The organism is Chryseobacterium lactis (assembly GCF_003815875.1).
Classification (GTDB): Bacteria; Bacteroidota; Bacteroidia; order Flavobacteriales; family Weeksellaceae; genus Chryseobacterium; species Chryseobacterium lactis.
In genome coordinates this window covers 1091707-1111004 of the sequence record NZ_CP033924.1, presented here as the reverse complement: position 1 = coordinate 1111004, position 19298 = coordinate 1091707, and the positions used below count along the sequence as shown (strand labels likewise).

Sequence of the window (19298 nt, the reverse complement as noted above, 5' to 3'; positions counted from 1 at the left end):
TAAATAATAATATTGATATTTATCATAAAATTATTATACAATAGATAATAAAAAACCGCTCCGGGCAATGCCAGAGCGGTTTTTTATAAAATATTATTAATTATTTCTTAAGCAGGAATTTCACCTTTGTATAAGAAAGAAATAATTTCTTTGTTCAATTTGTCGATCATTTCACTGAATAAGTGGAAAGATTCCTGTTTGTAAATCACAAGTGGATCTTTCTGCTCGTAAACTGCACCCTGAGATGATCTTCTTAAATCATCCATTTCACGAAGGTGAAGCTTCCAGTTTTCATCAATGATTGATAATGTAATATTCTTCTCAAAGTCATTCACTAAGCTTTCACACTGAGTTTCGTAAGCTTCTTTAAGATCAGCAACGATTGTCATTGTTTTGTGCCCGTCTGTGAAAGGAACCTGGATCATTTTGAACATTGAACCCTGATTTTGATATACATTCTCAATGATTGGGAATGATTTTTCTTTCAATAGATTCAGTTTCATCTGATAATCTTCCTGAGCGGCTTTGAATAAGATATTCGTCAGATCCTGAATATTTTTATTAGCAAAATCACTTTCAGAAACCGGAGATTCCATCGTGAACGTTTTGATAATTTCGTATTCAAAGTCTTTATAATTTCCGGTAGCTTTTCCTTTCGCAACGATAGAATTGGCCACATCGAAAATCATATTGGTGATATCATATTTCAAGTGATCTCCGAATAGAGCATTCTTTCTTCTCTTGTAGATTACGTCACGTTGTTTGTTCATTACGTCATCATACTCAAGAAGTCTCTTTCTCGTTCCGAAGTTATTCTCTTCCACTTTTTTCTGAGCTCTTTCGATAGACTTGCTGATCATAGAATGCTGAATAACTTCACCTTCTTTGTGACCCATTCTGTCCATCATCTTAGCAATTCTTTCAGAACCAAATAAACGCATTAAGTTATCTTCAAGAGATACGTAGAACTGAGAACTTCCCGGATCTCCCTGACGTCCTGCTCTACCTCTTAACTGTCTGTCAACACGTCTTGAATCGTGTCTTTCAGTACCGATAATCGCTAAACCTCCTGCATCTTTTACCGCTTTTGAAAGCTTGATGTCGGTACCACGACCTGCCATGTTGGTTGCAATTGTTACCACTCCCGGCTGTCCCGCTCCGGCAACAATCTCTGCTTCTTTCTTGTGAAGCTTCGCATTCAATACCTGGTGCGTAATCTTTCTTAGCTGAAGTGCTTTTGAAAGCAACTGAGAAATTTCAACTGAAGTTGTTCCTACAAGTACAGGTCTTCCGGCTGCCGTTAGTTTTTCAACCTCCTCAATTACAGCGTTATATTTTTCTCTATTAGTTTTGAAAACTAAATCTTGTCTGTCATGTCTTAAGATAGGACGGTTAGTAGGAATTACCACAACATCTAATTTGTAGATCTCCCAAAGCTCGCCTGCTTCTGTTTCTGCAGTACCCGTCATCCCCGCAAGTTTGTTGTACATACGGAAATAGTTCTGAAGCGTAATCGTTGCAAAAGTTTGAGTAGCTGCCTCAATTTTCACATTCTCTTTTGCTTCAATCGCCTGGTGAAGACCGTCTGAATAACGACGTCCCTCCATGATACGACCCGTCTGCTCGTCAACGATTTTTACCTCTCCATCGATTACTACATACTCATCATCTTTTTCAAATAAAGTATAAGCTTTCAATAGCTGGCTCATCGTGTGTACACGCTCAGATTTTTCAGCAAAATCAGCGAAAAGTCTTTCTTTAGCCTCGAACTCTTCTTCTTTAGTTAAATTTTTAGCCTCTACTTCAGCAATTTCTGTCCCGATATCCGGAAGAACGAAGAAGTTGGAATCAGAGTTTCCTTGAGACATGTATTCAACACCCTTGTCTGTAAGGTCTACCTGATTGTTTTTTTCCTCAATAACGAAGTAAAGATCTTTATCTACAATCGGCATATCACGGTTGTTGTCCTGCATATATTGTCCTTCAACCTTCTGAAGTAATGCTCTGTTTCCGCTTTCCGATAAGAATTTGATTAATTGTCTGTTTTTAGGAAGACCTCTGTAAGCCTGAAGTAATTTGAAACCACCTTCTTTATTATTTCCGGCAGCGATTAATTTTTTAGCTTCATTAAAGATCGTAGAAACAGTTTTTTTCTGAACTTCCACGATTCTGTCGATAGAAGGCTTTAGAACATCAAATTCCTGTCTGTCTCCCTGTGGAACCGGACCTGAAATAATTAGCGGTGTTCTGGCGTCATCCACCAATACTGAATCCACCTCATCTACGATCGCAAAGTTCAAATCTCTTTGTACCAATTCTGAAGGTGAAGCTACCATGTTATCTCTCAGATAATCGAAACCGAATTCGTTGTTTGTTCCGTAAGTAATATCTGAGTTGTATGCTTTTCTTCTTCCATCTGAGTTCGGCTGGTGGTTATCGATACAGTCGATAGACATTCCATGGAACTGATAAAGAGGTCCCATCCATGCGGAGTCTCTTTTCGCAAGGTAGTCATTCACGGTTACTACGTGAACTCCTCTTTCCGGAAGTGAATTTAAGTAAATAGGTAATGTTCCTACCAAAGTTTTACCTTCACCGGTTGCCATTTCGGCAATTTTACCGCTGTGAAGGATGATACCTCCGATAAACTGAACATCATAATGGACCATATCCCAAACTACTGGAGTTCCGGCAGCGTCCCATGAGTTTTTCCAAACAGCTTGGTCTCCCTGAATTTCAACAAAATCCTTTCCTGCAGCAGCCAGTTCTCTATCCCAGTCACTTGCTGTTACACGAATTTCCCCGTTCTGAGCCCATCTTCTTGCCGTTTCTTTGATCAATGCAAAGGCTTCGGGAAGAACCTGAATGAGAACTTTCTCTTCAATTTCGTATGATTCTTTCTTTAGAGACTCAATTTTTGTGAAAAGAGCTTCCTTTTCGTCAACGTTGGTTGAATTTTTTATCTGCTCTTTAATCTGTTCTATTTGAGCTGTGATTTTGCTGGTTGCAGATTTTATATTCTCTTTAAACTCAGCCGTTTTTTGTCTCAGACCATCATCCGACAATTGTTGGATGTTGGGTTCTACAGCTTTGATTTTTGTTACAACTTTTTTTACTTCTTTTAGGTCCTGCGCTTTTTTGTCTCCCAAAAACCCTTTAAGAACTTTGTTTAAAAAACTCATAAATTTTTTGCTTTATGCTTAATGCAAGATGCTTTAAGCGTTTTAAATGACACGCTTATCGTGTAAATTAATATATATAAAAGGGCAAAAAAGCTCTAAGCGTGCGGCCTAAAGCTTATCGCTTTATTAATATTCGTCCTCGTTCCAAAGGAAGTCTTCATCTGTTGGGTAGTCACTCCAAACTTCCTCAATAGATTCATAAATTTCACCTTCGTCCTCGATAGCCTGAAGGTTTTCTACTACTTCCATAGGTGCACCAGTTCTGATCGCGTAGTCAATAAGCTCTGCTTTTGTCATTGGCCAAGGTGCGTCACTTAAATATGAAGCTAATTCTAATGTCCAGTACATAATTTTCTAATTTTTTGCAAAAGTATAAAAATAGGTTGTATAATAAACTTTTTTATACTTGATTTTCAATTCTTTTTATAATTTTTTCTTATAAATTACCATCATCAACTGCATAGCAGCTTTGTCAGTAATTTACTTAATGTCGTTTTCTCAAAAACCATTCCACAAATTTTTTTATGCCATTTTGGAAGTCTGTGTCCGGTTGGTAGCCTATTAAAACCTTTGCTTTTGTAATATCTGCATTGGTTTTTGTGACATCTCCGGGTTGCATTGGCAGATTTTTTTTCGTGGCAGTTATTTTTAAAGCTCCTTCTATGGTGGCCACCATCTCCGATAAAGTAATAACCTGGTTTTCTCCTAAATTCAGAATTTCATACACTCCGTCATTTTTTTCAAGATAAAGAATAGATTTCAGGATTCCATCCGTAATATCATCAATATAAGTATAATCTCTGGCTGTATTTCCATCGCCATAGAAAGGAATTTCCTGTCCTTCTGAAATCAGCTTGGTAAACTTATGTATGGCAAGATCGGGGCGCTGTCTTGGCCCATATACGGTGAAGAACCTTAGCTGAATCATATCTATGTGATAAAGCTGGTGATAAACATGTCCTAAAATTTCGCCACATTTTTTGGTAGCAGCATACGGTGAAATAGGATTGTCTACATTATCGGTTTCTGCAAAAGGAATTTTTTCATTGTTTCCATAAACACTTGACGAAGAAGCGCAAATGAATTTCTTAATATTAAAGTCTTTACACAATTCCCAAAGGTTCATGGTTCCGCGGACATTTACCTCCTCGTATTCCAAAGGTCTTTCAATGGAAGGGCGAACACCGGCTAACGCAGCCAGGTGAATCACCATATCAATCTTATGGTTTTTGAAAATGTTTTCAAGTCCTTTTTTATCCCGGATATCCTGATAATAAAGGGAGTATTGATCAGATTTAGTGAGGGAAATTAAGTGGCGGATATCAGACTCTTTGTCAGAGAACTCAAAATTCGGAATTTTGTCAATAGACTCTAAAGTATTTTTAATTTTTATCTGATATGGATAGAAATTATCAAAATTGTCAACGTTTATGACAGAATGTCCATTTCTTAATAATTGTTCAACTAAATGGGAACCAATGAAACCGCTACCGCCTGTTATAAGATAAATCATCTGTGGTTTTTTATGGATACAAAAATATAAATTTTACTATTTGAAAAATATAATCATTAAATTTACTTAAAAAAGTAATACAAATATAATATGCAGTTTCAAGGGCAAATTTTAAAAATGACGAGCTATGATGCGAAGCCAATTCAATACTATCTTAATCTTTCAGGGGATCTGATCCATATGAATGAGCTGTTTGGTAAGGAGTTAAGCATAAAGCATGTAGGGTTTCAATGTGTAAACTGTAACGAAAATAAACCTATTTACAGGATGGGTTTCTGTAAAAATTGTTTTTTCGAAAGTCCGTATGCCAGTGATACAATTATCCGCCCGGAGCTTTCTACAGCGCATTTAGGGGTCGCTGAGCGTGATCTGGAAGTAGAACAACAAATCCAGCTTCAGCCACATACCGTTTATTTGGCTTATACCGGAGATGTAAAAGTAGGAGTCACCAGAAATACTCAGATTCCTACAAGATGGATCGATCAGGGAGCTACTTTTGCCTTGCCCATTGCAAGAACTGAAAACAGGTATGAAGCGGGAATGATAGAAGTTGCATTAAAAGAACATCTTGCAGATAAAACAAACTGGAGAAAGATGCTTCAGGATGATTTTGAAGGAGAGGTTGATCTTGCAGATTTCAGACAGAAAATCAAAGAACATTTCCCTGAGGACTTCCAGAAGTTTTATAGTGAAGGAGAAGAACTTTGGATGTTTGATTATCCTTTTGAAAAGCCTGAAAAAGTATCTTCCTTTACGTTGGATAAGAAACCTGAGTTTACAGGAATACTAAGAGGAATTAAAGGGCAGTATCTTGGTTTTGAAGGGGGGAATTTCATCAATGTACGAGGACATGAAGGATATGTGATTGAATTGGGAATTAATAATTAAAGGCATTAAACTAATAAAACTAATAAGGGGCATGAAAATAAGAAGAATAGGTGCATTCTTGCTGGTGGTTTTTGTAATGAGCATCATTATTTTTGTGTTTGAACTGAATACCGCGAAGAGTGACAATGGACAAAATTTATCAAAAACAGATATTAACCATTTGCTGTTTTGGTCATTTATAAAATCTTTTGTAATGTCTTTGGCTATTTTTGTGACCAACTATTTTAACAGAGGAACGTTGAAATCGAAAAATTTAGATTAAAACAGCTGCAATAATCAAATATAAAAGGCTCTTGTTTTTGCAGGAGCTTTATTTTTTGACAATTCTATTTGTTTTTTCTCCGGTTCTTCAATAACTTTAGAAAAGAAAACTGATAAAGAGCATTTTCAAAATAAACCAATATGAACAAATGGGTTAAAAGAACATTAATAGGTTTCGGGATTGTGGCAGGAATTATCCTTGCTGCGAATTTCGGGCTGAATCTATGGCTTAAAACTCAACTTCCGGGTTATATCAAAAAGAATACGGATTACAAAGTTTCCTACAAAACCCTTGATGTGGATTTAGGAACGGGAAATATCTGGGCTACAGGGATTACAGTCAATAATAAAAATCCTCAGAATACCAATGTTATTGGTTTGCAGGGAACAATTGATACATTGAAAATCAATCGTTTTGGTATTTATGACGCTATTTTTAATAAAACGATAAGCTCTTCTGATCTCTTACTCGCCAAACCGAATCTGAATATAATTCTGGCCAAACCTGTAGACCGTAAAACAGGAAAAAAAAGAAATCCGCTTTTGTTTGAAAATATTCACATTAATAATGGAAAGATTGCTATTTTCAAACACACCAAACAGAAATTTTTATCGGTACAACAACTCAATTTGTTTGTAGAGAATCTACAGATGACGGAAGAGTCTGTGGAAGATAAATTACCAGTTGTTTTTGATCACTATAGCATTAATGGGAAGGATTTTTTCTTTCGTCCGAAAGAGGAGTATGCCATTACCATCCATTCAATTGATACCGAAAACGGGCAAATGTCTGTTGAAAATTTCAAGCTGATTCCTCTTTTGTCTTTTAATCAATTTAAAAAGTTCTTTCCCAAAAAGACTCAGCTATTTGAATTTGCCATTCCCAAGATGGATTTCAAGGATATTGTTTTGACTAAAAATAAAGTTTCCCTTGCGAATGCTGATTTTCAAAATCCTGTTCTTACCATTTATAAAACGGGAATAAAATCAAAAAAAACAGAAAGAAAATCCGATTTTGAAATTGATCTTGAAAATATAAAAGTTAATAATGCTGTAGTTCAGGTAAACAAGCCGGACGGGAGCAAGCTTTTATCAGCAGGAAATCTTAATGTAAAAATCAACAAACTCTTGTTCAGTAAGGAAACTTCGGAGCAGATTATTCCTGTAGGATATAAAGATTTTACATTTTCAGGAAAAGACATAGCATATTCTGATCATCAAAATATAAACATTGGAAGTATTGCTTTAAAACCTACAAATTGTGAAATCAACAATATTTCTCTTAGTCCGGGATCTCCCTCCGTTGGTAAAACGACAATGGATTTAAAAACCAATCATGTCGCTTTTAACATTAATAAACTTGACTTTGTAGATAAAAAACTGGTGCTGGATCTTAAAGATGTTCTTGTCGAAAATCTAAACGGAACCATCAAAGCAGGAGAAAATAAACAAAGCAAGAATTCTGAACCAGGAATTATTCATTCTGTGATTGTAAGAAAAGTCTCCTTAAAAAACTCCAATATTACATATGATAAAGGAAAAGAGCCATTGGCTTTTCATGATTTGAATGCAACGGTTAACGATATTAAAATAGCTCCTGATCCCAATAAACAGGGACTTTCATTTGATGTTAAAGATTATTTTTTAACTACCCGGAATTTTGCCTATAAAACTCAGTTTTACAATATGAGCCTTGGGCTTTTAAAATTGAATAAAAATAAGATTCAGATTAATAATTTTGCGATGAAGCCCCTCGTTTCGAGGGCACAGTTTATCAAAATGATACCCGTTGAAAGGGATTTATATGATTTGAAGGCAGGGCAAATAACTGCAGAAGGAAGCTGGGATGTATTTTCGAAGAATAAATTTATCAATGCTTCCCAAGTAACGATTCAATCTGCCGACGCTAATATTTTCAGGAGTAAAATCCCTAAAGATGATCCGAAAATAAAGGCTTTATACTCAAAAATGCTTCGTTCCATTAAGATTCCGATGACTGTTGCGAATATGGATCTGAAGAATTCAGTTTTAGTATACGAAGAAGATACACCCGAAAGTATGGGTCCTGGGAAGCTGACATTCAGTAACTTCAATATGCATGTGAAAAATCTGAACTCTGCCAAAACCAAAGGGAAGCCTACCAAAGTTGACATTAAAATCAACTGCTCATTTATGAATCTGGCGCCACTTTCTGTGAACTGGAACTTTGACGTTGCGGATCAAAAAGACGCCTTTGGAATTTCCGGAAAAACAACCAATCTTCCGGCCAGCGGGATCAATCCGTTTATCAGACCTTATCTTCACGTGACCGCTACGGCAGGGACAATTCAGGAAATGCTCTTTAATTTTAAAGGAAACCCTTCCGGTTTACATGGAACATTTAACATGAAACATAAAGATTTAAAGATTGCAGTCTTAGATAAGCACAATCATGAAAAGAAAGGTTTTCTGACTGCTGTTGTCAATGTTTTCCTGAAATCGGATTCCGGTAGTTTCCCTGAATCAGTTGCGGTGGAAAATGTAGAACGTGATCCTACCAAGTCATTTTTCAACCTTTTCTGGAAAGGAATTGAACAGGGATTAAAGAAAACTCTGATTGGGAAAAATGTAGAAAAAACAGAAAAGAAAGTGAAAAATGCCGTTTCCAATGTGAAGGAGATGAAACAGTCTGTGAAGGAAATAAAGCAGGAGATTAAAAGCAAAGTAGCTCTAAAACCTGAGGAAGAGAAAAAGGAAAAGAAAGGATTTTTAAATAAAATCTTTAAAAAGAAAGAAAAATCTGACACAGAATAATTCTTTAAACCATCAAAAGCCATTAGTAGGTAACCTCAATGTATTTGTGGAGATGGTTAAAATTAATTTAACCTAAATAGCCTTTAATGGTTTAAAAAATCAATATCTGATAAAGTGTTTTAGAAATTGAATTCATCACTGTCCAGGACAGGTATTTTTCTTAAGAATTCATCGAACTCCTGACCGGGGTAATTGCTGTCTGCACCATAAGAATCAATGATCATTCCTCTGTTTCCCGCATCGTCTTTTAGCACATACAATACTGCATTATCATCAGGATTACTGTCACCCTCAAAACGGTATGTTTTTAAGATGGTTAATTCGGTTGGTTGATAAATTTTTTCAGAGTTTTCGAACTTCATCTCGCAACGGTCATTCATTCTGAATTCCCTGTGTATCCCTCTTTCGGCTAGCGTTTTCATGACTTGACTTAAGGTGGTCATTCTGTCGATGTTTTCCGGATTTTCCATAATACTATTTTTGTTTGTAAGTGCAATAATTAAACCATTGCATTTTCTAAATATAAAGAAAAATAACAGATTATAATTTCCATAAAAATAAAGTTTAATGTTAACAAAATTTATAATTTGAAAAAATAAAATAGGTATACTTTTTGCAATGGTATCACTAATAAATCAGAGAAAATATGAAAAAAGAAGTTGGAGTTTTACTGGCAGGAGGAGTTGGTCTTTTGGCAGTATTAAGTTTAATTGGACTAAAAAAGATATTGACTAAAAAAGATAAAAAATATAGTGATACCTATTCGGATTATCACAGACACTTTGATGAAAACGGCCACGACGATGAACACCACGGAGTGGAATTTTACGCGCTGAAGTAGTAAAAAAATATATTTAATTATGTTTAAATCCAACACTTTTGAAAGTGTTGGATTTTTTCTGTGGAAAACTTTAGTGTTAAAAATCATTACTTTATGGAAAAAGCATTATAATTTTACATCAGCATGTCAAACGAAAATTTCATAAAAGGTCAGGGAGCACAGCGAAACGTTATCAATCGTTTCGACAGGTATACCTATGAGCCTGAAGATGAAGATTTCGAAGCGGTAAAGACTTCTTTTACCGAGGTTTTTCCAAAAACGATAGTTAATCAGGTTAAAAGCGAAGACCTTCCGATGGAATACTCCATGAATCCTTACCAGGGATGTGAGCATGGTTGTTCCTATTGTTTCGCAAGGCCCACACATGAATACTGGGGGTATAGCGCCGGAATTGATTTTGAAAGAAAAATCATGGTGAAAAAAAATGCTCCGGAATTACTGGAGAAGTTTTTTCAAAAAAGAGGTTATAAAGCCGCTCCCATTTTACTCTCCGGAAATACCGATTGCTATCAGCCTGCCGAAAGACAATTTGAAATTACAAGGAAAATACTGCAGGTTTGTCTTGATTACAGACACCCTGTCAATGTGCTGACAAAAAATGCGCTGGTTTTGAGAGATCTCGATATTCTAAAACCAATGGCCGAACAAAATCTTGTTTCTGTTTCCCTAAGCATTCCGACTATTAATGAAGATCTGAGAAGGAAAATGGAACCCAGAACAAGTTCTGCCAACAATAAATTAAAGGCGATAGAAATTCTGTCCGAAAATAAAATCCCTGTGCATGTAATGGTTGCACCCATTATTCCCGGGCTTAACAGCGATGAACCTTTAAACATTCTGAAAGCCATTTCAGACGCAGGTGCCCTTGGGTTTGGGTATACTCTGGTACGATTAAATGATACTGTTGAGCCTGTATTTGTCAACTGGATTGAAGCACATTTCCCCGACAGAGCTCAGAAAGTGCTGAATTTAATCCGTTCTATGCGAGGAGGTAAGCTGGGAGATAAAAGATATTTTGAAAGACAGAAAGGGGAGGGTAATATTGCAGAAATGATTCACACTACTTTTAAAATCGGGAAAAAGAAATTTTTTGAAGGAAAAGAATTTCCAAAACTATTAACGGCCAATTTTACCGGAAGCCGCGATCAGCAATTGCGATTATTTGACTAAGTGACAGTTCTCTTTAAATATAAAAACCGTTCTCACAAGAACGGTTTTGTCATAAATCCATTTTATTTTAGTAAATAATCGGTTGTTCTCCGTCAGGACAAATAAATTCGAGGCGACATAATGCCCTGTATTGTATTCCGTCACTGCATACGTAAAAGCATTCTCCCGGAAAGGGATAGCTGATTCCTCCTGAAATCGTTTTCAATTGGTCTTTTCTTAGTTTTTTAGATTTTTCATATTGTTTTAATTTGATTGTAAGTTAAAGATAATCAAAATATTATTAACCTATTATGGGTTGATATCAAGACTTGTCACAAATAAAAAACCGTTTCAAGAAGAAACGGCTCATTTATTACATTTTGATTTCAAATCTTACATATCACTATTCGTGTCAGGACATTTGAAGTCATCACTGCAGCCTGCACAAATTACAACTCCGTTGCAATAGTACATGCAGAAATCTGGCTCAGGAAGTTTAGTGCCACCAGAAATTCCTTTTAATTGGTCTTTTCTTAGTTTTTTTAAATTTTTCATACTGTTTTAATTAAAAATTTGATAGTAAAACAAAAGTAATTAAAATATTTTTAACTAAATCAAATGAGGTAGGTGAAAAATAAAAATTTATAAAACCTTTGAGTAAAACTATTGGAAATGACAAATATTTTTGGTAAATATTTGAATATTAATGAAATAAATTTTATTTTTAAGCAAGCGATATCCGAAAAGCTTATAGAGTAGGAAAAAACCAAAAACCAAAAAACTATGAAAAATTTAAAGAGACTTTCCAGAGATGAACAAAAGAAAATGATTGTGGGTGGCGTAGGTCCTGCGTATTGCTTTGAAGGAGAAGGGCCGGGAACGGGAGGCTGTGCAGCCGGATATATCTGTGCCGGCGGAAAATGTGTTCCTTATATCGGAGAACCCGGTGGCGGTGGAACTCCTGGGGGAGGTGGAGATACCTACACCTGTATTTGTCCTTGGGGAACTGTCACTCAATCGACTCCTTGTCCGGAGTTTTACTGTATTACAGGATAAAATAGAGGATAAAAAAATAGTCAGTAATTTAATTACTGACTATTCTATGATTATTTCTTAATTAAACCTAATTCTATAAGTCTTTCATGTAAGAATTCTCCTGCTGTTGTGTCTTCATACAATTTCGGATTGTTTTCATCTACACAGTTGTCAAGAGCATTTAAAGACATTCCGCTGATTGGGTGCATAAAGAAAGGAATTGAAAATCTTGAAGTACTCCACAATTCTCTTGGTGGGTTTACCACTCTGTGGATCGTAGATTTCAATTTGTTGTTGGTGTGTCTTGATAACATATCTCCAACGTTGATCATCAATTCATCCGGTTCAGCAATAGCGTCAATCCATTCTCCATTATGGTTCTGAACCTGAAGACCTTTACCCTGAGCACCCATAAGAAGAGTAATAAGGTTGATATCTCCATGTGCTGCTGCTCTCACCGCATCATCCGGTTCTTCAGTAATAGGTGGGTAATGAATAGGTCTTAAGATAGAATTTCCTTCTGCGATCTTGTCGTCAAAATAAAACTCATCTAAACCAAGGTGAAGGGCTAAGGCTCTTAAAACATACTGTCCTGTTTTTTCAAGCATTTGGAAAGCTTCTTTACCTACTTCGTTGAATTTCGGAAGTTCTTCAACGATTACATTGTCAGGATACTCTGTTTTGTATTTTGAATCATCAGACAGGTACTGTCCAAAATGCCAAAATTCTTTTAAGTCTCCTTTTTTGAAACCTTTTGCGGTTTCTTTACCAAAGCCTACATACCCTCTCTGGCCACCAATTCCTGGAATCTCATACTTTCGTTTCGTTTCCACTGGTTGTTCAAAAAAGTTTTTTACCTCTCCATACAAATCATCTACAAGGGTGTCATCAAGAAAGTGGCCTTTTAGGGCTACAAAACCAATTTCTTCATAAGCTTTTCCGATTTCATTTACAAATTTCTGTTTGCGTTCCGGGTTGTCCGAAAGGAAATCACGCAGGTCTACACTAGGTATTTTGTCCATTTTTAGAAATTTACGAATAGCAAAATTACATTTTTTTTAAATTAAATGATTTTAAAATCATTATTTATAAGTTAAATTTGCTGTATGAAAAAATATTCTTCTAAGAGAAGTATCCAAATACTCGCACATCTTCTTCAGCAGTACGGAATTGCAGACATTGTAATTTCTCCGGGATCAAGGAATGCTCCTTTGGCGATTCACTTTTCAGAAATGGATAACTTTAACTGTTTCAGTATTGTAGATGAGAGAAGTGCTGCTTTCGTAGCAATGGGAATGGCAATAAGTGAGAAGAAGCCGGTAGCGATTACATGCACCAGTGGTTCAGCGGTAGTTAATTACTATCCTGCGATTACAGAAGCGTTTTATCAGAATATTCCACTCTTGGTACTTACTGCTGACAGACCTACCGATTATGTAGATATTTTCGATGGTCAAACGATCAGACAGAAGGATGTTTTTCATCAGCACTCTTATGGTGACTTCCAGCTTTTGGAAGACAGTAAAGAGCATGCTGAAGAGATTAATTTTGATACTATAAAAAAGGCGATCGAACTCTGTTTTGAAAAGCAGGGACCGATACATATCAATATCCCTTTAGAGGAACCTTTATACGAACTGGTTTCTGAGCTTCCTACTTTTCCTACGGTGGAGAAGACGATCAGACATAAAGAATATGACATTCCATCCAATCTGATTGCAGACTGGCACACTTCTCAAAGAATAATGATTCTGGTGGGAACGAGAGATTACAGCCCTGAACTGGAAAATCAGTTGACTCAATTGATTAAGAATCACTCTGTTGTTGTGTTGAGTGAAGCCAATTCCAATCTGTATCACGAGAAGTTTTTCAGACATATTGATCGTTATATTTTCAACTTTACAGAGGCAGATTTTAAGACCTATGCTCCTGACTTACTGATTACAGTGGGGCAGAATGTAGTGTCCAAGAAAGTAAAGCAGTTTTTAAGAAGTGCAAGACCAAAGCAGCACTGGCATTTGGATGAAGTGTGGCAGCCTGATACCTATTTCTCCTTGACAGAGAAAATTGAGCTTAAACCTGAAGTTTTCTTTTCTAAATTATTGAAACATATTAATTTAGAGCCAAGGCCTTACTACAATCTCTGGGATGTTTTAAGAGATAAAAAAGATGCCAGACACCAGCAGTTTTTAAATACGGTGGAGTTCTCAGATTTTTATTTTTTCAATAAAGCTTCACAGACTATTCCGGAAAACTACAATATTCATTTTGCGAATTCTTCAGCAATCCGATATGCACAACTGTTTGATTTTGGTAAAAACAAAGTATACTGCAACCGTGGAACCAGCGGAATTGACGGTTCTACTTCTACAGCCATGGGATTTGCCATCAAAAATGCCAATCCTACGTTGCTGATTACAGGAGATTTAGGTTTCTTTTATGATATCAACGGACTTTGGAACCAATATATTCCTCCATTTGTAAGAATTATGATCTTTAATAACGGGGAAGGAAATATTTTTAAAATCATTCCGGGACCCGGAAATGCCAATCCTAATACTTTAGATGAGTTTATTGCTACCAAGCACCGAAAAAATGCCGAACATCTGGCTAAACATTTTGGATTCTCTTATATAAGAGTTGAGGATGAGCTTACCTTAGATAGAGTAATGGAGAATTTCTTCAAACCCGATGCACAACCAAAAATCCTGGAAGTAAATACCTATGGGAAGAATAGTGCAGATGTGCAGAAGGCGTATTTTAATTTTATGAAAGAAAATTAATGGTTAATTTTGAGCTTTTATTTTTTAAAAGCTAACCATGAAAAAACTTTATTTTCTTTTATTAAGCACGGTATGTGTACTGAGCTATGGACAAAATTATTCCGGAGGGGCAGGTACTATTAATAATCCTTATCAAATTTCAACCCTTGACGACTTAAAATATTTAAGTGAACATTCATCGGAATTGGGTAAAAACTTTATACAAACCGCAGATATTGATGCTTCGGCCACTTCTACGTGGGATTTTGGCAGAGGTTTTTATACTATTGGAGGCTCTTCGTCTTTCTATGGAATCTACGACGGGGGCGGTTACAAAATAATTGGTATGGTTGTTAACCGATCTTCTTTTATGTATGGAGGAATGTTTGCGTCTTTATCTGCTTCCGGAACTCTTAAAAACATCAATTTAGTAGGAGGTTCTTTTTATGCTGATATGTATGTAGGAAGTCTGGCAGGGGAAACAAAAGGGACTGTTAATAATTGTAGCTCATCAGCAACTGTAAAAGCCAGGAAATATGGTGGTGGTCTTATTGCAATAGTGTATAATGGCCTTACCAATTGTCATGCGACAGGAAATGTGGAGGCTAGTTCTACTGCCGGAGGCTTGGCTTCATCAGCCGCTGGGGTCATCTCAAATTGTTATGCAACCGGGAATGTTTCGGGAAGTGGCGCCGTTGGGGGACTGCTAGGTGGTTCTACTGATAAAGTAATCAATTGTTATGCAACGGGAAATGTATCCGGTGATTCCGCAGGCGGGCTTATCGGAAATGCATCAAAGTTAGTTTCGGATTGTTATGCTACAGGAAACGTAAATGGTAGTCAAGCAGGAGGTCTTATTGGATGGATGTATAGTGATGTAACACGAAGTTATGCTACAGGAAATGTTACCGGCTATGCGTTAGGAGGAGGTTCTGTAGGAGGGTTAGTAGGTATTGCCGGGCATGGATTTGGATCCGGCTCTTTTTCAAGTATAAGTCTCTCTTATTCGACAGGAACTGTTACTGGAGCTGGAGTTAAAGGAGGATTGCTTGGAAAATCAGATGGCAACCAGATAATTAGCGTTTTTAACTGTTATTCAAGAAGCAATATGCCTGGGGGAGGCAGCGGACTGGTAGGCTCTTTTTCACAAGGAGGATCATCTATAACAATGAGTTATGCAACCGGACAATTAGGAGGAACTGCTACCAATGGGGGACTACTGGGATTGGGTATGGGAACTTTATTTGACAGAGCTTACTGGGATTATGAAACTACCGGATCACAGGTGGCAGATGCATCGGGCTGGACCTCAACAGATGGGGCGAGAACAACCCAGGCTATGAAAGCTCAAAGTACGTTTGTTAACTGGGATTTTTCCAATATATGGAGTATTGATCCCTTAATTAATGATGGCTATCCATACTTGAATCCTAATTCAGGTACTTTATCTACAAATGAAACGGTTGTAAAGTCTGCTGCTGAAGTGAAAGTATACCCGATACCAGCTAATAATCAGATTTATATAGTATCTGAAGCACCTGTTTTAAAATATTCAATTACTGATGTACAGGGAAGATTAATTAATGAAGGAGCTCCAAATTCAAAGAAATTCGATGTAGAAATCAGTTATTTGAATAAAGGGGTTTACTTTATAAATCTTACATACACGAAAGGGCGTGATTCAAAAAAGATTATTAAAAATTAATTTATAAATCCAAATATTCTTCATTCCCCGGCAGATTCATAATTCTGTCAATCGGATAGATAAACATATCATCAAAATCATTTAAGGCGTTGATGAGTTGAAAGTGGCTGAATTGCTTTATGTTTTGTAGAGTAATTTCAGCCTCTTTTATTTTTTTATGTTTTAAAAGATGTTGTCTTTGTACTCCGTTCAGCAGATAGGTAGTTGGGGTAAACCAATCTTTACCTTTTAAGAACAAAAGGTTAGAGAAAGAAGTGTCAGTGATATGATTGTTTCTGACAATGATGATTTCTTCAGCTTTAGCCTTCATTTTCATCTTGTCCAGTTCCTTTCTGTCCTCAAACTTGAAAGAGTAGTCGTAGCTGTTATTTTCTACCAGCTGGAAATCTTGTATTTCAGGAATAGCATAAGGAATCATCTGAGTCTTGATTCTTTTATCAAGGTCATAGGAAACTCTTAACTTGAAAAGCCCGTCTTCGTTATGTTGGAGGTTTTTATAGATTTTAGCCAGATCAATACCATCTTCTTTCCCGAAGTGGGAAAATGTTTGATTGACACGTTTCTGATGGAGTTCCAATAGAAAAATCTCCTGATCTTCTACTTTAATGCTTTCAATGAATTGGGACATAGATTTTGTTTTTCATTTCCTGATATTCGTCTTCTAATTTACTCATGTGGGTAATACCACCACCGCTTTTGAAATAAAGTTGATCTCCTTCTTTTTCAATAAAGCGTATCATGACACAGCTGTCAACATTCTTGCCGTCAAACCAACCACATACTCCTGTATAATATCCCCGGTCATATCCTTCGGCATCGAGAATAATCTCCAGTGTTTTTGGTTTTGGGGCTCCTAAAATGGATCCGGCAGGCAGCAATTTTTGCATAATGCTTCCTACTTTTCCATCAAACTCAGGTTTCAATATCCCTGAAATTTCTGAACTCATTGCATACAGATCCTTTTGTTGGGTTTTAATAAAATCTATATGCTGAAACTGATCAACTTTTACCTGATCTGCAACCATGCTCAGATCATTACGGAGAAGATCCACAACGGTATAATGTTCTGCCTTTTCCTTTTTGTCATTTTTCAATGTTTCTGCTGCATTTTCTATCGAAGCATCAATAGTTCCTTTCATAGGATAGGTCAAAATTTTGCCATCGATGATCTTCACAAAAGTTTCAGGTGAAAAAAATACAAAAAAATCTTTATAAAAAACCTTGTACTTCGCATTTGAGTGATAAAAAATTTCTTCCAGGCTCAAATTCGTCTCGATTTCAGTTTTTCGGGTGTAATTGACCAAATAAGAATTTCCGAAGCGAATATTTTTCTGAACTTTATCAAAACCTGTTTTAAAGCTTTCCAACGTCTCAGGAAATGATTTCCAATGTACTTTTTTATCTAAATCAGGTGCTTTTTTTGTGTTTGAAAATCCTTGAAAATCAATTAATAAGCCTGATTTTTCAATATCAGGTTCCTGGTAGATCTCCACATTCTCTGAAAGAAAATCGATGACGAAGAAATAGGGGACTTTCTGAAGAGAAAGCTCGTCCATTTCTATAAATTTTTGATGATTCACTGAAAACATTCCGCAAAAATACTTATTGATGTTTACTTTTGCATAAAATTTTTATGATGCAGAGTAAATATCCTCAGAAACCGGGAATTGATTTTATATTGAAGCAGGCCTTTTTTTACTGGAATAAAACGCTGGTTTTTCAGTTGATGTTTTCAATGGTCTTTTTTGGAATTTTTCTTACTTCCGTGTTTTTCTTTGGCGCCAGATACGGAATATTAGAACAGAATCAGATACTGGCTGAAGCCCTTAAACAGGGAACAAAGGTGTATATGGAGAAGATTGCTGAACTAAGTGCTACGGAAAACTATCAAATGTTTACCTATGCAATCTGGGGAACGTTGGCTTTTCTTTACCCTTTGAACTTAGGAATGTTTCAGATTTTCAGAAAGCTGGATCTCAAAGAAAAAATTGAGATGGGAGATCTGTTTGCAGGGTATAACGGACTTAATTTTTTTAAATACCTGAGTTACTATATCTTCTGGTTTCTGATTTATAGATTCACCATTCCTACCATATTTCTGGCTGTACTTTGGGTTTCAATGACGGTGTTCGTTGCACCATTGATGTTTTTTACCAATAAAAGAATTTTTGAAGCAATTTCGTTAAATCTTAAAGCACTTAGGATGTATTTCCTTGAAATTATCGTTTGTGTGATTGTAGCTGTGCTATTTAAATACATTGGGTTTACATTGTTTTTGGTAGGAGGGCTCTTTACATTTCCTTTCTGGAATGCAATGATTTATTCTTTATACAAAACTGTTTTTTCAGAGAAAGTTTAAATTTCATCAATGTTTAATATGTTTTTTTACTAAAAAGAGCTATTTTTGGTAAAATCATTAAATATTTAAACTATGTCTGAATTTAACGAATTTGATCAGCAAGGTTCTGTTCCCAACAAGGATACAGGATCCATTATTTCGCATGCCTTTGAAATGTACAAAGGAGTTTTTGGTTATGGAATTGTTGCAATGATCATTTATCTGATCGGAGGAATTATTATCCAAAGCCTTACCGGATTCAATTCTGCTTCTATGATGGAAGAGATGAAAAGCGGCGGAGATTTTAATTACTGGAATGCTCCTGGATTTTCTATGTATATGACTTTTTCCGGTCTGTTTGGGCTTTTATTAGCTCCTTTGTATGTAGGATTAATCTACATCGTTAATAAATATAATACTAAAAGCCCGATTGAATTTTCTGATCTTTTTATCGGATATCGTCAGAATTTTGTAAACATATTGATTTATAGCTTCCTTTCAGGGTTGATTACTACCATTGCGGCGGCATTGTGCTTTTTCCCTGTTATTTTTGTGTATCCATTCCTGTTAATCGGATATCCTATTCTATTATTTGAAAATGCATCTGCCACTGAAGCTTTAAGCAAATCATTCAATATTGCAAAAGAGAATTATGGAGTGTTCTTACTTACAGGATTCCTTGGTGCACTGATCTCTTTAGCAGGGGTTATCCTTTGTGGAATAGGGATTATCTTAACAGCTCCGTTTATGATGGTAGTGATGTATTCTACCTATTGTGCTTTTTTAGGAAAACCGAGACAAATTATGTACAACAAACAATAAAAGAAAAAT

General features: G+C 36.1%; 18 protein-coding genes. 10 read left to right on the top strand and 8 right to left on the bottom strand.

What is annotated here, in order from left to right:
- Positions 1–107 precede the first annotated feature (107 nt).
- The 3 genes from secA to EG342_RS04785 all read right to left on the bottom strand — a co-directional run bounded on the left by secA (position 108) and on the right by EG342_RS04785 (position 4695).
- On the bottom strand, positions 108–3182 hold the full coding sequence (gene secA, locus EG342_RS04795; protein WP_103288631.1) for a preprotein translocase subunit SecA: 3075 nt from the start codon (positions 3180–3182) through the stop codon (positions 108–110).
- Between the two features lie 126 nt (positions 3183–3308).
- The gene (locus tag EG342_RS04790; RefSeq protein WP_002662059.1) at positions 3309–3530 is read right to left on the bottom strand and encodes a DUF2795 domain-containing protein; all 222 of its coding nucleotides are present in this window, start codon (positions 3528–3530) and stop codon (positions 3309–3311) included.
- A 136-nt stretch (positions 3531–3666) separates the two neighbouring features.
- Complete coding sequence (locus tag EG342_RS04785) at positions 3667–4695, bottom strand: GDP-mannose 4,6-dehydratase (protein ID WP_103288630.1); 1029 nt, start codon at positions 4693–4695, stop codon at positions 3667–3669.
- Between the two features lie 90 nt (positions 4696–4785).
- Here EG342_RS04785 and EG342_RS04780 point away from each other — a divergent pair, with 90 nt between their 5' ends.
- From EG342_RS04780 to EG342_RS04770, 3 genes are all read left to right on the top strand, one after another.
- Positions 4786–5583 carry a DUF2797 domain-containing protein gene (locus EG342_RS04780; protein WP_103288629.1) on the top strand — a complete coding sequence of 266 codons (798 nt, stop codon included), beginning with the start codon at positions 4786–4788 and terminating at the stop codon, positions 5581–5583.
- Positions 5584–5614: 31 nt separating this feature from the next.
- Positions 5615–5845 (top strand): hypothetical protein, encoded by a 231-nt coding sequence (locus EG342_RS04775; protein WP_123868032.1) that lies wholly within the window; start codon positions 5615–5617, stop codon positions 5843–5845.
- A gap of 140 nt (positions 5846–5985) precedes the next feature.
- Entirely contained in the window at positions 5986–8637 is a 2652-nt protein-coding gene (locus EG342_RS04770) for a hypothetical protein (protein ID WP_103288627.1), read from the top strand.
- 119 nt (positions 8638–8756) lie between these two features.
- Here the strand turns inward: EG342_RS04770 and EG342_RS04765 are convergent, their stop codons facing one another.
- On the bottom strand, positions 8757–9107 hold the full coding sequence (locus tag EG342_RS04765) for a hypothetical protein (protein ID WP_103288626.1): 351 nt from the start codon (positions 9105–9107) through the stop codon (positions 8757–8759).
- A 176-nt stretch (positions 9108–9283) separates the two neighbouring features.
- Here EG342_RS04765 and EG342_RS04760 point away from each other — a divergent pair, with 176 nt between their 5' ends.
- The gene (locus EG342_RS04760) at positions 9284–9478 is read left to right on the top strand and encodes a hypothetical protein (protein WP_103288625.1); all 195 of its coding nucleotides are present in this window, start codon (positions 9284–9286) and stop codon (positions 9476–9478) included.
- Positions 9479–9601: 123 nt separating this feature from the next.
- Complete coding sequence (locus tag EG342_RS04755; protein WP_103288624.1) at positions 9602–10648, top strand: PA0069 family radical SAM protein; 1047 nt, start codon at positions 9602–9604, stop codon at positions 10646–10648.
- A gap of 372 nt (positions 10649–11020) precedes the next feature.
- Here EG342_RS04755 and EG342_RS25070 read toward each other — a convergent pair whose 3' ends face one another.
- Entirely contained in the window at positions 11021–11182 is a 162-nt protein-coding gene (locus EG342_RS25070) for a bacteriocin-like protein (protein WP_164465147.1), read from the bottom strand.
- A 228-nt stretch (positions 11183–11410) separates the two neighbouring features.
- On the opposite strand from EG342_RS25070, the gene EG342_RS04750 reads away from it, so the two are divergent.
- On the top strand, positions 11411–11683 hold the full coding sequence (locus EG342_RS04750; protein ID WP_103288623.1) for a hypothetical protein: 273 nt from the start codon (positions 11411–11413) through the stop codon (positions 11681–11683).
- 50 nt (positions 11684–11733) lie between these two features.
- On the opposite strand, the gene EG342_RS04745 is transcribed toward EG342_RS04750, so the two are convergent.
- Positions 11734–12684, bottom strand: coding sequence for an isopenicillin N synthase family dioxygenase (locus tag EG342_RS04745; protein WP_103288622.1), 951 nt, complete (start codon positions 12682–12684; stop codon positions 11734–11736).
- An 84-nt stretch (positions 12685–12768) separates the two neighbouring features.
- On the opposite strand from EG342_RS04745, the gene menD reads away from it, so the two are divergent.
- Both menD and EG342_RS04735 read left to right on the top strand, forming a co-directional pair.
- Positions 12769–14445 (top strand): 2-succinyl-5-enolpyruvyl-6-hydroxy-3-cyclohexene-1-carboxylic-acid synthase, encoded by a 1677-nt coding sequence (gene menD / locus EG342_RS04740; RefSeq protein ID WP_103288621.1) that lies wholly within the window; start codon positions 12769–12771, stop codon positions 14443–14445.
- A gap of 37 nt (positions 14446–14482) precedes the next feature.
- On the top strand, positions 14483–16129 hold the full coding sequence (locus tag EG342_RS04735) for a GLUG motif-containing protein (protein ID WP_103288620.1): 1647 nt from the start codon (positions 14483–14485) through the stop codon (positions 16127–16129).
- A gap of 1 nt (position 16130) precedes the next feature.
- On the opposite strand, the gene EG342_RS04730 is transcribed toward EG342_RS04735, so the two are convergent.
- Positions 16131–16757, bottom strand: coding sequence for an aminotransferase class IV (locus EG342_RS04730; RefSeq protein ID WP_103288619.1), 627 nt, complete (start codon positions 16755–16757; stop codon positions 16131–16133).
- Positions 16741–17718, bottom strand: a complete 978-nt coding sequence (locus EG342_RS04725; RefSeq protein WP_103288618.1) for an aminodeoxychorismate synthase component I — start codon at positions 17716–17718, stop codon at positions 16741–16743. The genes EG342_RS04730 and EG342_RS04725 overlap by 17 nt, the downstream gene beginning before the upstream one ends.
- 44 nt (positions 17719–17762) lie before the next feature.
- On the opposite strand from EG342_RS04725, the gene EG342_RS04720 reads away from it, so the two are divergent.
- Together EG342_RS04720 and EG342_RS04715 are read left to right on the top strand one after the other, a co-directional pair.
- On the top strand, positions 17763–18488 hold the full coding sequence (locus tag EG342_RS04720) for a hypothetical protein (protein ID WP_103288617.1): 726 nt from the start codon (positions 17763–17765) through the stop codon (positions 18486–18488).
- A gap of 72 nt (positions 18489–18560) precedes the next feature.
- Positions 18561–19289: a beta-carotene 15,15'-monooxygenase gene (locus EG342_RS04715; protein ID WP_103288616.1), complete on the top strand. Its 729-nt coding sequence runs from the start codon at positions 18561–18563 to the stop codon at positions 19287–19289.
- Positions 19290–19298: the final 9 nt, after the last annotated feature.

Coding starts and splice junctions, on each gene's coding strand:
- EG342_RS04790 (WP_002662059.1), bottom strand. CDS start 3,530: ATGTACTGGACATTAGAATTAGCTTCATATTTAAGTGACGCACCTTGG.
- EG342_RS04715 (WP_103288616.1), top strand. CDS start 18,561: ATGTCTGAATTTAACGAATTTGATCAGCAAGGTTCTGTTCCCAACAAG.
- menD (WP_103288621.1), top strand. CDS start 12,769: ATGAAAAAATATTCTTCTAAGAGAAGTATCCAAATACTCGCACATCTT.
- EG342_RS04725 (WP_103288618.1), bottom strand. CDS start 17,718: ATGTTTTCAGTGAATCATCAAAAATTTATAGAAATGGACGAGCTTTCT.
- EG342_RS04765 (WP_103288626.1), bottom strand. CDS start 9,107: ATGGAAAATCCGGAAAACATCGACAGAATGACCACCTTAAGTCAAGTC.
- EG342_RS04755 (WP_103288624.1), top strand. CDS start 9,602: ATGTCAAACGAAAATTTCATAAAAGGTCAGGGAGCACAGCGAAACGTT.
- EG342_RS04770 (WP_103288627.1), top strand. CDS start 5,986: ATGAACAAATGGGTTAAAAGAACATTAATAGGTTTCGGGATTGTGGCA.
- EG342_RS04760 (WP_103288625.1), top strand. CDS start 9,284: ATGAAAAAAGAAGTTGGAGTTTTACTGGCAGGAGGAGTTGGTCTTTTG.
- EG342_RS04745 (WP_103288622.1), bottom strand. CDS start 12,684: ATGGACAAAATACCTAGTGTAGACCTGCGTGATTTCCTTTCGGACAAC.
- EG342_RS04775 (WP_123868032.1), top strand. CDS start 5,615: ATGAAAATAAGAAGAATAGGTGCATTCTTGCTGGTGGTTTTTGTAATG.
- EG342_RS04730 (WP_103288619.1), bottom strand. CDS start 16,757: ATGTCCCAATTCATTGAAAGCATTAAAGTAGAAGATCAGGAGATTTTT.
- EG342_RS25070 (WP_164465147.1), bottom strand. CDS start 11,182: ATGAAAAATTTAAAAAAACTAAGAAAAGACCAATTAAAAGGAATTTCT.
- EG342_RS04735 (WP_103288620.1), top strand. CDS start 14,483: ATGAAAAAACTTTATTTTCTTTTATTAAGCACGGTATGTGTACTGAGC.
- EG342_RS04780 (WP_103288629.1), top strand. CDS start 4,786: ATGCAGTTTCAAGGGCAAATTTTAAAAATGACGAGCTATGATGCGAAG.
- EG342_RS04750 (WP_103288623.1), top strand. CDS start 11,411: ATGAAAAATTTAAAGAGACTTTCCAGAGATGAACAAAAGAAAATGATT.
- EG342_RS04785 (WP_103288630.1), bottom strand. CDS start 4,695: ATGATTTATCTTATAACAGGCGGTAGCGGTTTCATTGGTTCCCATTTA.
- EG342_RS04720 (WP_103288617.1), top strand. CDS start 17,763: ATGATGCAGAGTAAATATCCTCAGAAACCGGGAATTGATTTTATATTG.
- secA (WP_103288631.1), bottom strand. CDS start 3,182: ATGAGTTTTTTAAACAAAGTTCTTAAAGGGTTTTTGGGAGACAAAAAA.